This is a genomic window from Sporanaerobacter sp. PP17-6a (assembly GCF_900095615.1).
Lineage (GTDB): Bacteria > Bacillota > Clostridia > Tissierellales > Acidilutibacteraceae > Acidilutibacter > Acidilutibacter cellobiosedens.
This window is the reverse complement of the sequence record NZ_FMIF01000013.1, coordinates 49,240-62,625: the sequence shown is the minus strand read 5'-3', so window position 1 is coordinate 62,625 and position 13,386 is coordinate 49,240. Positions and strand designations below refer to the sequence as shown.

Genomic DNA, 13,386 nt, shown 5'->3' with positions numbered 1-13,386 from the left:
CAATAATTTAATTTAAATTATGAAAAACAATTAATACTTTTTACAATATTTAAAATGACACAAAACAAAATATCTTATACAATATATTTAGTATACAAATCAAAGTTGTAAATTTTGGAGGTAATATATCTTGAAAAGTAAGGCAGAAAATAAGACAATAGTAAAAGCAATAAGTAAAGAATCATTTATTTGGTTAGCCATTATTATAATTTTTTTTGTTTTATTTACCCACATTATGGGAGCTGCAAATATGTTTAAAACAATGATGGCCACAGCCCACGATCTTATTATCAACACATCGTTTTTTATTATGGGAGTTGCTGTCCTTGCAAGTGCTTTTTCAGCCGTACTATCTGAATTTGGAGTTATTTCCATAATCAATAAAATTTTGAGCCCAATTATTAAACCGCTATACGGCCTTCCCGGAGTTGCAAGTCTTGGTATTATGTCAGCTTATCTTTCCGATAATCCGGCAATTGTTTCTTTAGCAAGCGAGAAAAATTTTCAAAAATATTTTAAGCAATACCAATTCTCCGCTATTACAAATTTAGGCGTATCCTTCGGTATGGGACTTGTTGTATCAACCTTTATGATAGCTCAGGCAAAAAACGGCCAGAGTTTTTTGGGACCGGTTATTATCGGAAATATAGGTGCAATTATAGGAAGTATAATAAGTGTACGGGCAATGACAAATTATACAAAAAAAATTTATGGAACAGAAAAATATTTAATTTCTGAATCCGATTCCTCTTACGACATAACTAATTTTAGGGAGATAAGATCGGGAAGTGCATTGCAAAGGCTCCTTGAAGCTATGTTGGACGGAGGAAAAGCCGGAGTCAGTTTAGGATTATCCATTATTCCCGGAGTTGTAATTATATGTACCTTCGTAATGATGCTTACTAACGGGCCTTCCCTTAATGGAATATATACCGGGGCTGCCTATGAAGGTATTAAAGTCATGCCATGGATAGGAGAAAAACTTAAATTTATATTAAACCCGGTGTTTGGATTTAATAACCCCGAGCTAATAGCATTTCCGGTTACGTCAATGGGCTCTGTAGGTGCAGCTTTGGGACTTGTTCCTAAATTTTTAAGCAAAAACATTATCGGTGAAAATGAAATAGCAGTATTTACGGCAGTGGGAATCTGCTGGAGCGGATATCTGAGCAGCCAAATACCTATGATGGATGCATTACACATGAGACATTTAGCACCAAAGGCTTTAGCATATCAAACTCTCGGAGGATTTTCATCAGGTATATTTGCCCATCTTATTTATATAATATATGCTTCTATATTTTAAATAAAAAAGGCTTTTTTTGAAACCCATTTTACGGAGAATTTATATTAAGGAAATTTTGATTTTCCTAATAATCAAGAGGCATAAAACCCAAATAAATATAGGATTTTATACCTCTTGATTAAGACTAAAAGTAATCAATATGACATCAAATTTTTTTTACATTCAAATTAACTACCGTGCCCCGTTCTCCAAATAATGCTTTATCCTTGAAAGTCCCCAGATAATCTTCTCCGAACATCTTGTAAATATGCCCTGATACGTTTAATTCCGGAAGCCTTCCTAAAATCTTATCTCCGTCTGTCAAAAAAGGAACCTGAATAGGAGTGCCGAAAGTACCGTCGGAAGTAAAATCTCCTCCTGATGCTACTACAGCTATAATTCCCATCCTGCCATTCATAATTTCCTTTAAGGTCTTATTCTCCGGTTCGATTTTAATATATGGTCGTGATAAAGAAGGCACCTTATCATATTCGGCATAAGCACTTCCCGTCAACGGAAGATTAAATTCCTTGGAAGTCTTCTTATCAGTATAAGGACATATTATTTTCCCCTTTTCAATTAATGCATATCTATAATCCTTGTTTACAACTCCTTCCGCATCAAAAAAAGGAATAAGGTTCATATCTTCTACTTCGGCACTTTGGTATATGGTTAAATCTTTACTAAATTTTTCTTGCCCCGCAAGCTTTCTAAACAAAGATGCCCCTGTTCCAAACTTATATCCATTTAATTCTTCAGCAAATTTCGAAAGAATAAGCTCATCTGTTACTGAAAATATAACAGGCATATTATCTTCCTTTGGAATATCGACTCTGTTTTTATATCCCCTTATCATATCATCTAAACTCAAAATTAATCTTTCCTTATCAAATATCCTATCCCTATATACAAAAACGGTGTCAAAAATATTGGCGGAAGTTTTTTCTTTAATTAAAAGAGTTATCTCTACCATTTTATCTTTATATGTCAAGTTTAGCCCAACATCATTCAATAACCTGTTCTCTACTTCTACCATCCTCATCTGATTGGAAAAAATAAAGTCATCATATTCTTTCTTTAACAGTATAAGTACTTCCTCCATCTCATCGGCAAATTCCTCATCAGATAAGGAATTTGCGGCGTTATCTACTTCTTCAATATGATCCCTTGAAGCTTCACAAGGATAAGGTATATGAAGATTTAAATTTTCCCTTGCTTTTCTCTCCATATCCTTCTCGTCAATTTTCCCTAACCCTCCTGAAATTCCTATATATCCGTCTTTATATATTCTTAATCCGGTCTTTGTTATATCTTTTTTCCTTATGGATTCAATCTCAGTTTGAACTACATTTATAGATATTTCTTTAATCTTATCTGTACATTTCTCTTTAATCATATCCCATCCTCCCCTTTACTGAACATTTATATTATTTACTCTTATATAAGGTCCGCCAAAGCCAACAGGAAGAGGAAATTGTTCCATCTTACCGCATCCTCCCGTTGAAAATGCCATAAGCTCTATTTCATCTGATATTCCGTCAATTTCATTAAGGGTTTCCATTACATTTCCGCTTATAACAGCCACATTTACGGGTTCCGCAATTTTACCGTTTCTTATCATATAACAAATATTAGGAGCAATTGTAAAAGTAGACATTCCCGAACCATGGTTGATATCCACTATTAAGATTCCCTTATCTACTTCAGATATAATTTCATCTTTGGATTTGTCTCCTGCTTCTATATAAGTATTTGTCATTCTGACAATGGGTTCAAATTCAAAATTAACGGCTCTGGCATTTCCCGTAAGTTGTTCTTCCAATTTACTTGCTGTAACACTACTGTGAAGTCTTCCCGAAAGTATGCCGTTTTTAACAAGATATGTCTTAGTTGCCTTGGTTCCTTCATCATCAAAAGGTACAAATCCTCTTCCCAAAACATCACCTCTGTCAACAATAGATAAGTTCTTAACACCAACGGTCTTCCCCAAGGCCCATTCCTTCATCATGGTTTCATCTCCAACCATAAAATCCGATTCACTCTTATGTCCAAAGCTTTCATGAGTAAAAACTCCCGTTGCTATCGGGGAAAATACAACTGTATATTTACCCGGAATTACAGGCTTTGATTCTTTCACATATTCTATATCCCTTTTTATGACACTTCCAATTTCATCTTCAAGTCCTTTCAGTTCATTAAAATCTGTACTTGTTTTATCATATCTTCCGTTAAAAGTTTTCTCATTTATATTTAAAGAATATCTGAATACAACAGCGCATGTCTGATAATCAAACTTTAAATCCGCGCCCTTACTCGAATAAAATTCTTTATCAGTACGATTATCAATATAAAACGCCTTCCACGTTTTCAATTCTTCCTTGCCAGATAAAAAGGGAAAATAAGACTTAAGAAGTTTAACCTTATCCTCATGTTTTATATCCAAAATATTATTATCATTAAAACGATAATACACCCCTTTATTTATCTGAAACATTTTTACAACCGGATTTTCTCCTATCTTTTTATTAAGGACTGCCATCTTTGCCAAATTATCTATTTCCTTCTGAATATTATCTATATCCGTTGTCGAACAGTAAAACCATCTTTTGCCGTCAAATACCCTTATAAATGCTCCCTTATAATCCCTTTTTAAATTTTGTCTCAACTTCCCGTTTTCATAAAATATTTCAGTTGAATATACATTTTCAATTCTTACATCCGTATAAAGATCCTTTGGAAAAATAAACATAAAATCCCTCCTTTAAAACTATTTTATCATAAAATTATTTCCTGCTTTTCAATAAAAAATAAATTCCCGTGAATATTAATATCACAGGAGCAAATATTTTAAATGATAATGCCAAAGTAATATCTATTCCTACCATTATAAGTATAAAAAGCACAAAAACTAATACTAAGGTCGTAATCAAGCACCCGAGGATCATAATATTTTCCTCCTTGAAATTTTCTATAAATATATTCCTATTAATAATATTAACTCGAAATTTCAAATAAGTCAACGGCTTCCTTAATAATTTTAATTTAATAATTAATTTCATTAAGAAGTTAAAACAAAAAGTCGCTGCAAAAAACAAAATGCAGATTTCAAAAAACCCGCATTTCATATAATCAAATTATCGCGAAAAAGGCAAATCATACTATAAAAATTGTATAAAATACAATCTTTTATTTTAGTTCATCTACTGATATATCATTACAATTGAGTATATATATATTGCTATTCCCTTGTCCGCGTATTAATTCTCCCTTTACTTTTGGATTTTCTCCTGTAATATTCCATTGGGCATTTCCGTTGAGATTTGTTTTATCAGAAGCATAGGCATTTATTTTAACATTTGAATCCTTTCCCAACAGAATCTTTACACTCTCCCCCTTATCAATAGTCCAATCTTTTTTAATGTTTCCCAAAACTATTTCATAGGAATTGCCTCCCCTGATTTCGACCTCCCTATCTTCAGGTATTATCAAAGTCAAGTCTGCAGGTTCAACACTAAGCGTTTCATTATTATAATATCTGTTGTTTGCAAAGGAAATATATAATACATTATTTGATTCTCTCGTAAAAATATAATCTCTTTTTGAAATTTCCTTTGCTCTTTCCTCACTATCCGCTCTTACATTTAAAGAACCTGAAAAAAACAACTTGTTCCCTTCATCTGTTCGTATATTTAAATTATAATAAGGCCCAGGACCGCTTATAACTATTTTTCTAATTTCGTCCTTTACATTGGCTCCATCCTTAGAAATATCAAAACTATAATTTTCGTTTAAAATCATCCTGTTAACCTTAGACATAGCTCCTGATTCAATAAATCCATAAATACCTAAATTTACAATAACTATAACAAAAATCATTAGTATACTGAAAACATCATATTTAACATTCCCATCTTCCTTGTTGCCCTTATAGCTGTACCACAATATTTCTCCTCCCAAAAGGAAAAGTATGGCAGGCCAAAACTTCATCGCTAATTCTACTGCCGAAAGCTTATTCACCTGAGCAACGAATATTATAATTCCAAGGCCAATCAAAACAATTGCCAAGGAAATAACTCCAACCTTTCTCTTTTTCATTTCTGGTCTTCCCCCTTATTGCCATCATCAATTTCTTCATCGGATTTATCTTCCATTCTCTTTTCTCCGATTAATAATTTTATTCCTACTACAATAAATATTAACGATACAATTCCCGTCTGGACATAATTTTTGACTTGATAGGATATGTTTAAAATAGGATATAATACACGTTCAATAACTACCAATACGCCCATTACTATAAGGCACCATCCTATCCATTCAGGTTTTATCTTAGGAAGGGCAAAAGAAATTTCTTCATCTTCAACATTTTTTCCGTCAACGGAATGAAGAGCGTCGAAAAAACTGTAAAACCATAATACAGGAAGTACGAATAAAAACATATTTAAATTCGTCCAGCCTATAAAAAACAGCACAAAGAAAAAAGCAGTCATCATAATGAGTCCCTTTTTCTGATATCCTAAATACATATGTCCTGCACCGGGCACGATTGAAAATGCCAATGCAATAGCTTTTTTATTTGATTCTTTCATATCCCCAATATTCTCCTCCTTCTCATCCATCGATATATTAGCTTGTTCTTCCATAAAATATTTCTTTCTTATGGAAAAAGCATCTATTAACGCTACTAACCATATTATACATAGCATAAAAAATAATATTGCCGCAAATCCATCATTGTTGAAGACAACAGTCAAACCAACCATGGATAAAATCGAACCTAAAAATACTATAAGAAATATTGTTCCTCTTTCCTTAAATCCCAAATAAAAATGGGACAATCCGGGAATAAAGGATAATATAAATGTTATAAAACCACTTTTGCCCTTCATTCTAACTCCTCCTCGCTATTTTAATATCTGAAAATTTTTAATAAAATCGGATGTTCTCCCCGCTATTTTTTCCGACAGATTAAATATCACATTTGGAAGATTACTTTGCTTTCTTTCAACAGTAAAGTTTGCAACTTGAGGTAGCATATCCACCAGCTCTCCATAAAATCCTCCAAAGGTTAAAATAATTGCTACCGCCGCTGCAGCTACATAATAACCGAACATAGTTCTAAATTCGCTTCTGTATTTCTTCTTCTTTTTTTTCTGTACTCCATATTTTAAACTTCTCACATTATTAACCACATTCTCAGTAAAATTTTTAGAAATCATTTTCTCTGAATTCGTTACTTCTTTTTCATCTATGAGAGAAAGAAAAATGTCCATACACTTCTCGCATTTATAAAGATGCTCTTCCATCTCTCTGTTTTTTTCTTCAGAAAAAACTTTTTCTTTATAAAAGAACCATTCTAAATAATCATAATGTTTCATTTTCCTCCCTCCATTTCTCTTTTAATATATTTCTTCCTCTATAAAGCCGAGAAGCTATTGTCTTTACGGTGGTTCCTTCCTCGTGGGCAATTTCTTCATAGCTTTTTTCTTCAAAATAGAATTTTATAATTACATCTTTATAAATACTGGGGATGCTATTGCATAATTTATAAATTATCTCTCTGCTCTCCTTTTGTATCAACATATCCTCGGGGGTTTTACAATAATTAAGTTCCTTTATGTTATCCATTTCTTCACTATTTCCTATTCTTTCCTCAATATATATTTTAGCATTTTTTCTTTTCCAATCTATTGATTTATTTACTGCAATTCTGCCAATCCACCCTTTAAAATTTTCAATCTTAAAATCAGGAAGAGAAATATAAACCTGTAAGAAAACCTCCTGTGCTACATTCTCTACTTCATCATAATCTTTTATAAAATTTAAAATAATGGCAAATACATAATTTTTATACTCGTCTACAACTTGGGAAAATGCATTATCATCTCCGGATAAGATCTTCTTTATCAGTTTTTTATTCAAGTCATAATCCCCCCTCCTTTCCTCCGTACATTAATTATAACGAAATAAATGTTAAAAATACTGCATAAAAATATAATTATTTAAGAAATTTTTTTATCTAATGATTCCCCTATCCTAATATCGGAAAGTTCCTCATAATTTACTTTATAATCATTCAATCTTCCTTCATAAATTAATGTCATCTTCGAGCAGTATCTAAAATCCTTAGGAGATACAAGAGAGGCAGGTTTATTAAAAATATGTATTCCGCTATAATCCAATAATGTAGCTACAAATTGAGAACAAAAAAATTTATATTTTCTCTTTATGGGAGTGTTTAAAATTACTCCTAATAACCCCAATAAATTATAGCCATATCTCTCTCTATTTATTTCGAATTTATAAAGTAAATTCCTTAAATTGTTATATTGTATCTCATTTATCTTAAGAGAATATACGGCACATGTCGTATTTTTAAATTTCCCATACACCCCTTTATTAATACTTTCTTCAACAAATCCCCCGATAAAAGGATTTTTATAATATTTTCTTCCAAAACTATACATATTATTTAACTTAACATTTAATGAAACAGATACGTGACTATACGGTTCCCCTGTATAAGTCTTTATACATCTTGAAAGAAATGTCCCACTATAAGTAAGAACTATATATATTTTATAACTTTCCTGCCTGTAAAATTTGCTACTTTTTATATTATTCCAATCTTTTTTTCTAATTTTTCTCATCTCCTATCATCAGTTAAATCTTTAATATAATAGTAAATATCAATAAGTGCCATATAAAAATTAAAATATCATATCTAAATTAGAACACCATTAAAGCACTATTAAAGCTACATTAATTTTATATAAGTACTAATAATAACGAACAAGAAATTAATAGTACTGCAAAATAAATCAAGGAGGTCTTTTTTGAATCAAGAAAAATTAGAATTTTCCTCTGGTGGGCTATAAAATATATTTAGTTAAATATTAAAAAGCATGATATTTCAACATTAATATTGAAATATCATGCTTTTGACGATTACATGAAATTATCGCATAGGTTGTCCTAATCATTTTCCAACAAATATCTGCATACGTTTTCATCGGTTATTAATACATCAACCCAATTACCTTTAAGTGCTGATTTAATCACATTTTCCTTCTTTTCAGTTCCCGCTATTAATACTATTTTGGATTTTCTCCTCAGTTTATCAAAACTTACTCCAACTATCCTTTTATTTATATCCACATCAGGAAATTTCCCGTTTTCATCAAAAAACCAACTTCCTATATCTCCTACTATCCCTTTTTTCTTTAAATTTTCTGCTTCTTCTTTTTTTATATTTCCAATCCTTACAAGGGTAGACGAATTTACATTTCCGGTTCCTACAAAGATGATATCCGCTTCCAAAGTTTTTTCAAATACCCTTTTTACTAAGAGATCTTTCATAAATGCTTTCTTGTTATCTTCATTTTCTGCTATCGCCGGAGCATATATAGGATAAGAAACCCCTCCGTAAGCTTCCGCTACTTTTCTGCATATCTCATTTGAGTGAAACTGAGGTTCAATATACCCGGTTCCTCCAACTATAGGCACAACACTGTATTTAAACCTTTTATTCAAATTCTGATCACTTAATGCTTTTGCCATTTCGTTTAACGTTTTCCCAATTGATAATCCAATGATCATTCCGTCTTTAATATTCTCATAAAAATAATTTGCTCCAGCCTCTCCCAACTTTTTGGTTATACTCTCTTCCTGAGTGGAAAATACAGGAATAACGATTGCCTCCTCCAGATTATACCTGTTCAATAATTTCTTTTCCAAATCATAGTTCCTGGAAACAGGAGAATTAACTGTAATTTCTATAATTCCTTTATCTCTTGCTTCAGCTAATGCCCGAGAAATAGTCGGCCTGGAAATATCCAACATATCAGCAATCTCTTGTTGAGATAAATCATCCATATAATACATAGAAGCTACCTTAGCTAAAAAAATTGATCTTCCCTTCATATTTCTACCTCCATTACCAATTCTGTATTAGAAATTATGTTCATATTCTTTTATAAAAGTTAATTTAAATAAATTATAACAGAAAAAATTTTATTTGTATAGAATTTTAAGAAATAATACCGTAAATAATGAGATATAAAATCATTTAAATAAAAAAATTGTCAACGAAAATTACCTATAATGGCAAACCGTTGACAATTTTTATTAACTTATCATAGGGATAACATATAAAAGGATTTACATCATTGGCATTCCGCCGCCTGCTCCTGCCGGCATCTGATTATCTTTTTCTTCCTCTATATCTGCTACAGAAGCTTCAGTAGTCAAAACCATTGCAGCTACTGATGCAGCATTTTGTAATGCTGAACGAGTAACTTTTGTCGGGTCAACTATTCCTGCTTCTATCATATCTACATATCTTTCTTTTGCAGCATCAAATCCAACTCCGATTTTTTGCTCTTTTATCTTTTCTACTATTACGGAACCTTCAAGACCTGCATTTATAGCTATTTGTCTTACCGGTTCCTCTAAAGCTCTAAGTACTATTCTGACTCCTGTCTTTTCGTCTCCATCTACTTTATCCACTAATTTTTGAACTACAGGTATGCAATTAATAAGTACTGTTCCTCCTCCAGGAATTATACCTTCTTCTACTGCAGCTCTTGTAGCGGATAATGCATCTTCTATTCTCAATTTTCTTTCTTTAAGTTCTGTTTCAGTAGCAGCTCCAACTTGAATTACTGCAACTCCTCCTGATAGTTTTGCAAGTCTTTCCTGCAATTTTTCTTTATCAAAATCTGAAGTAGTGTCTTCAATCTGAACTTTTATCTGTTTGATTCTGTTCTTAATTTCCGATTGACTTCCTTCTCCGTCAACAATAGTTGTATTTTCCTTATCAACTTTAACTTTCTTTGCTCTTCCAAGCATATCAAGTGTAGCATCTTTTAACTCATATCCTAATTCTGAGGATATTACCTTTCCTCCCGTCAATATTGCAATATCCTGAAGCATTTCTTTCCTTCTGTCTCCAAATCCAGGAGCTTTTACAGCTACACAATTAATTGTCCCTCTCAATTTATTAAGAACTAAAGTTGTAAGAGCTTCCCCTTCTACATCTTCAGCAATAATTAAAAGAGGCCTTCCTTGTTGTACTATCTTTTCAAGAATTGGAAGCAATTCTTGGATATTGGAAATTTTCTTATCCGTAATTAAAATATATGGTTCCTCTAATTCCGCTTGCATTTTATCAGTATCTGTTACCATATAAGCAGATACATATCCTCTGTCAAATTGCATACCTTCAACTACATCTAAAACTGTCCCCATTGATTTTGATTCTTCAACAGTTATAACTCCATCATTTCCTACTTTTTCCATAGCTTCAGATATTAGTTTACCTATTTCTTCATCGCCTGCTGATACTGACGCAACCTGAGCTATTGCATCCTTTGATTCAACTTTCTTTGAAAATCTTCTGATTTCCTCAACGGCAGCATCTACAGCTTTACGTATACCTTTTTGAACAATCATTGGATTTGCTCCTGCTGCAACATTTTTAAGTCCTTCTCTGATAATCGCTTGAGCTAATAATGTTGCTGTAGTAGTTCCGTCTCCAGCTACATCATTTGTTTTAGTTGCTACTTCCTTAACAAGCTGAGCGCCCATATTTTCATAAGGATCTTTAAACTCAATTTCGCGAGCAATAGTTACTCCATCATTTGTAATTAACGGAGAACCAAATTTTTTATCTAATACAACATTTCTTCCCTTTGGTCCTAATGTTACTTTAACAGTATTAGCAAGTTTATTTATGCCTTTTTCCATTGAGCGTCGAGCTTCTTCGCCAAATTTAATTTCTTTTGCCATATTGTTTCACTCTCCTTTATAATCATTCAATAATTATTCAACTACAGCTAAAACATCACTAAATTTAAGAATGGTATATTCTATTCCATCTTCTTTTATTTCTGTTCCTGCATACTTAGAGAATATAACCTTATCTCCAACTTTAAGTTGATCTTTTTTCTTTTCATCTTTGTCAATTTCAGATCCAATAGCCACAACTTCAGCCATTTGAGGTTGTTCTTTAGCTGTACTTGGAAGAACTATCCCACTTTTGGTTTTTTCTTCATTTTCAATTTTCTTAATAACTACTCTGTCACCTAATGGTTTAATACTCATATATTAGCCCTCCTTATATATAATAATATATTGATTATTTTTTTCAATTTATTAGCACTCGGTAATGACGAGTGCTAATATCTACAATTAATATGTTACTTAATATGTTTTGGGTTTTCAAGGTTTAAAATAACATATTTTAAACTCATATTTAAGCTATTTATAACATATATCAATAATATAAAAATATTGCATTAAATTTCGCAGTTTATCTTAATTTTTCTTAATATATCATAATTCTCTTAACTTCTCATATCCTTTAAACTCCTTTAAATAGCCAATATCTATAATTTCTTTTCTAATAATGTCAATCTCGGCTAAAACCTTAGTCCTGTAAATATAATGGATAAAATATGATATATAAGAGGGACAAATATTGCAGGAAGCATATTTCCAACTCGTATCTTTTTAATTTCCATCATATTTAAACCTATGGCAAATACAAGTAATCCTCCCACTGCAGACATCTCCCTTATAACATCGTTAGTAAGGTACCCTTTGATTCCGGAAGCAAGAACTGTTATTATACCTTGATACAGAAATACACAGACAGATGAAAAAGCAACCCCTATACCCATAGTAGATGCAAATATTATGGAAGAGATACCATCTATAACTGATTTAGCAAAGAGAGTCTTATAATTGCCTTGAAGTCCGCTTTCTAAAGCTCCTACTATTGCCATAGCACCTATACAAAACACCAGAGAAGAAGTAACAAAACCTTCGGCAAAAGATGAATTGTTTTTCCCAAGTTTATTTTCTAATATAGACCCCAACTTGTCCAATTTTTCTTCTATATTTACTTTCTCTCCGATTATACTTCCTAATGCCAGACTTATTATAACCAGTAAAATATTCTTTGATTCCACTGCTCCCATTATTCCTATGAGCATTACTACCAAACTCATTCCTTGCATGATTGTTTCCTTGTATCTTCCTTTAATCCCTTCCTTAAGAAATACCCCTAAGACACTTCCTACGATAATTGATACGGAATTTACTACAGTCCCTAACATTTTTTACCTCCTAATATCTGTTATTTCCTGTTGTTTTGTTTCTTCTCTTTCCCTATCCCCAATTCTCTGGCATAATAAAATAAATACTGTTGTGCAAAACCCTTATATCGTCCAAATTTATTATCAGCGAATGAAAGAATTTCCTTAGGTTTTGTATCCTTCCTTAAATAAAAATATTCCATTACTCTTTTTACCCACACATCTATGGGAAAAGCATCTCCTTTTCTCATAGAAAAAAGTGCTATGCAGCTTGAAACCTTATCTCCGATACCTTTAATCTTCATCAGTTTTTCTTTTACATTCTCAGTAGGAAGAGATTTTATTTCGTCAAGATCAATTTGTCTATTTAATATATTGTCAGTTCCATCAAGAATATATTTCCCTCTGAATCCCACTTTACATTCTTTTAATTCTTCTACAGTCGCAACGGATAATTCTGCTGGAGAAGGGAAAGCGAAATATTTTTTCCCACGAAATTCTTCAATATATTTTCCATATCTCTGACTGATAAGTTCAATAGATCTTTTAATTCTTGGTATTGCATTATTTGCAGATATGATAAATGAAATAAGTGTTTCAAAAGGATCTTGATTAAGAATTCTGATTCCTTCTCCAAATTTAATTCCTTCACGAAGTACAGGATCTTTTGACAATACATCTTTGATTTCTCCATAATCTCTTTCTAAATCAAAATAATCAAACCATACATTATTAAAGTCTTCCATATTGGTATTAGTGAATATTATTCTACCTTCCTCTTCTTTTACATTTAACACTTTACCAAAAGCTACTCCTGTGTAGCTTCTGTCCTCTTCTCTGTTCCACCTGAAACACTGACCGCAATCAAATATGTGAACGGGATTAAAATCCTTCAAATTATCAATTATTATTCCGTCTTCGTATTCTTTTATATTACATTTCATATAATAAACTCTCCTTTATTTTGACTAAATAAAATATAACAATATTATAATACCCAAA

Annotated in this window: 14 protein-coding genes; 1 reads left to right on the top strand and 13 read right to left on the bottom strand. The window is 31.8% G+C overall.

The features are described from left to right. Positions 1 to 130 precede the first annotated feature (130 nt). Positions 131 to 1,306: a CD0519/CD1768 family membrane protein gene (locus tag PP176A_RS06565; protein ID WP_306341340.1), complete on the top strand. Its 1,176-nt coding sequence runs from the start codon at positions 131 to 133 to the stop codon at positions 1,304 to 1,306. Positions 1,307 to 1,451: 145 nt separating this feature from the next. On the opposite strand, the gene PP176A_RS06560 is transcribed toward PP176A_RS06565, so the two are convergent. The 13 genes from PP176A_RS06560 to PP176A_RS06505 all read right to left on the bottom strand — a co-directional run bounded on the left by PP176A_RS06560 (position 1,452) and on the right by PP176A_RS06505 (position 13,328). After that, on the bottom strand, positions 1,452 to 2,681 hold the full coding sequence (locus PP176A_RS06560) for a metallopeptidase TldD-related protein (RefSeq protein ID WP_071139666.1): 1,230 nt from the start codon (positions 2,679 to 2,681) through the stop codon (positions 1,452 to 1,454). Positions 2,682 to 2,696: 15 nt separating this feature from the next. Then, positions 2,697 to 4,034: a TldD/PmbA family protein gene (locus tag PP176A_RS06555; RefSeq protein WP_071139665.1), complete on the bottom strand. Its 1,338-nt coding sequence runs from the start codon at positions 4,032 to 4,034 to the stop codon at positions 2,697 to 2,699. A gap of 34 nt (positions 4,035 to 4,068) precedes the next feature. Continuing rightward, positions 4,069 to 4,230 carry a hypothetical protein gene (locus PP176A_RS16205; RefSeq protein ID WP_159429045.1) on the bottom strand — a complete coding sequence of 54 codons (162 nt, stop codon included), beginning with the start codon at positions 4,228 to 4,230 and terminating at the stop codon, positions 4,069 to 4,071. 241 nt (positions 4,231 to 4,471) lie between these two features. After that, positions 4,472 to 5,380 carry a hypothetical protein gene (locus PP176A_RS06550; protein WP_071139664.1) on the bottom strand — a complete coding sequence of 303 codons (909 nt, stop codon included), beginning with the start codon at positions 5,378 to 5,380 and terminating at the stop codon, positions 4,472 to 4,474. Continuing rightward, positions 5,377 to 6,174 carry a hypothetical protein gene (locus PP176A_RS06545; RefSeq protein ID WP_071139663.1) on the bottom strand — a complete coding sequence of 266 codons (798 nt, stop codon included), beginning with the start codon at positions 6,172 to 6,174 and terminating at the stop codon, positions 5,377 to 5,379. Before PP176A_RS06545 ends, PP176A_RS06550 begins: the two co-directional genes overlap by 4 nt. A 15-nt stretch (positions 6,175 to 6,189) precedes the next feature. Further along, a complete protein-coding gene (locus PP176A_RS06540; protein ID WP_071139662.1) occupies positions 6,190 to 6,663 on the bottom strand; it encodes a hypothetical protein in 474 nt (157 codons plus the stop codon). After that, the gene (locus PP176A_RS06535) at positions 6,650 to 7,207 is read right to left on the bottom strand and encodes an RNA polymerase sigma factor (RefSeq protein WP_083381834.1); all 558 of its coding nucleotides are present in this window, start codon (positions 7,205 to 7,207) and stop codon (positions 6,650 to 6,652) included. Before PP176A_RS06535 ends, PP176A_RS06540 begins: the two co-directional genes overlap by 14 nt. Before the next feature lie 80 nt (positions 7,208 to 7,287). Beyond that, complete coding sequence (locus PP176A_RS06530) at positions 7,288 to 7,935, bottom strand: hypothetical protein (protein WP_071139661.1); 648 nt, start codon at positions 7,933 to 7,935, stop codon at positions 7,288 to 7,290. A 325-nt stretch (positions 7,936 to 8,260) separates the two neighbouring features. After that, entirely contained in the window at positions 8,261 to 9,208 is a 948-nt protein-coding gene (locus PP176A_RS06525) for a sugar-binding transcriptional regulator (RefSeq protein WP_071139660.1), read from the bottom strand. A 237-nt stretch (positions 9,209 to 9,445) separates the two neighbouring features. Continuing rightward, the gene (gene groL, locus PP176A_RS06520) at positions 9,446 to 11,074 is read right to left on the bottom strand and encodes a chaperonin GroEL (RefSeq protein ID WP_071139659.1); all 1,629 of its coding nucleotides are present in this window, start codon (positions 11,072 to 11,074) and stop codon (positions 9,446 to 9,448) included. Between the two features lie 33 nt (positions 11,075 to 11,107). Beyond that, positions 11,108 to 11,389, bottom strand: a complete 282-nt coding sequence (locus tag PP176A_RS06515; RefSeq protein ID WP_071139658.1) for a co-chaperone GroES — start codon at positions 11,387 to 11,389, stop codon at positions 11,108 to 11,110. Positions 11,390 to 11,706: 317 nt separating this feature from the next. Next, complete coding sequence (locus PP176A_RS06510) at positions 11,707 to 12,405, bottom strand: DUF554 domain-containing protein (protein WP_071139657.1); 699 nt, start codon at positions 12,403 to 12,405, stop codon at positions 11,707 to 11,709. Positions 12,406 to 12,425: 20 nt separating this feature from the next. After that, positions 12,426 to 13,328, bottom strand: coding sequence for a DNA-3-methyladenine glycosylase family protein (locus PP176A_RS06505; RefSeq protein WP_071139656.1), 903 nt, complete (start codon positions 13,326 to 13,328; stop codon positions 12,426 to 12,428). Positions 13,329 to 13,386: the final 58 nt, after the last annotated feature.

Coding starts and splice junctions, on each gene's coding strand:
- PP176A_RS06560 (WP_071139666.1), bottom strand. CDS start 2,681: ATGATTAAAGAGAAATGTACAGATAAGATTAAAGAAATATCTATAAAT.
- PP176A_RS06555 (WP_071139665.1), bottom strand. CDS start 4,034: ATGTTTATTTTTCCAAAGGATCTTTATACGGATGTAAGAATTGAAAAT.
- PP176A_RS16205 (WP_159429045.1), bottom strand. CDS start 4,230: ATGATCCTCGGGTGCTTGATTACGACCTTAGTATTAGTTTTTGTGCTT.
- PP176A_RS06550 (WP_071139664.1), bottom strand. CDS start 5,380: ATGAAAAAGAGAAAGGTTGGAGTTATTTCCTTGGCAATTGTTTTGATT.
- PP176A_RS06545 (WP_071139663.1), bottom strand. CDS start 6,174: ATGAAGGGCAAAAGTGGTTTTATAACATTTATATTATCCTTTATTCCC.
- PP176A_RS06540 (WP_071139662.1), bottom strand. CDS start 6,663: ATGAAACATTATGATTATTTAGAATGGTTCTTTTATAAAGAAAAAGTT.
- PP176A_RS06530 (WP_071139661.1), bottom strand. CDS start 7,935: ATGAGAAAAATTAGAAAAAAAGATTGGAATAATATAAAAAGTAGCAAA.
- PP176A_RS06525 (WP_071139660.1), bottom strand. CDS start 9,208: ATGAAGGGAAGATCAATTTTTTTAGCTAAGGTAGCTTCTATGTATTAT.
- groL (WP_071139659.1), bottom strand. CDS start 11,074: ATGGCAAAAGAAATTAAATTTGGCGAAGAAGCTCGACGCTCAATGGAA.
- PP176A_RS06515 (WP_071139658.1), bottom strand. CDS start 11,389: ATGAGTATTAAACCATTAGGTGACAGAGTAGTTATTAAGAAAATTGAA.
- PP176A_RS06510 (WP_071139657.1), bottom strand. CDS start 12,405: ATGTTAGGGACTGTAGTAAATTCCGTATCAATTATCGTAGGAAGTGTC.
- PP176A_RS06505 (WP_071139656.1), bottom strand. CDS start 13,328: ATGAAATGTAATATAAAAGAATACGAAGACGGAATAATAATTGATAAT.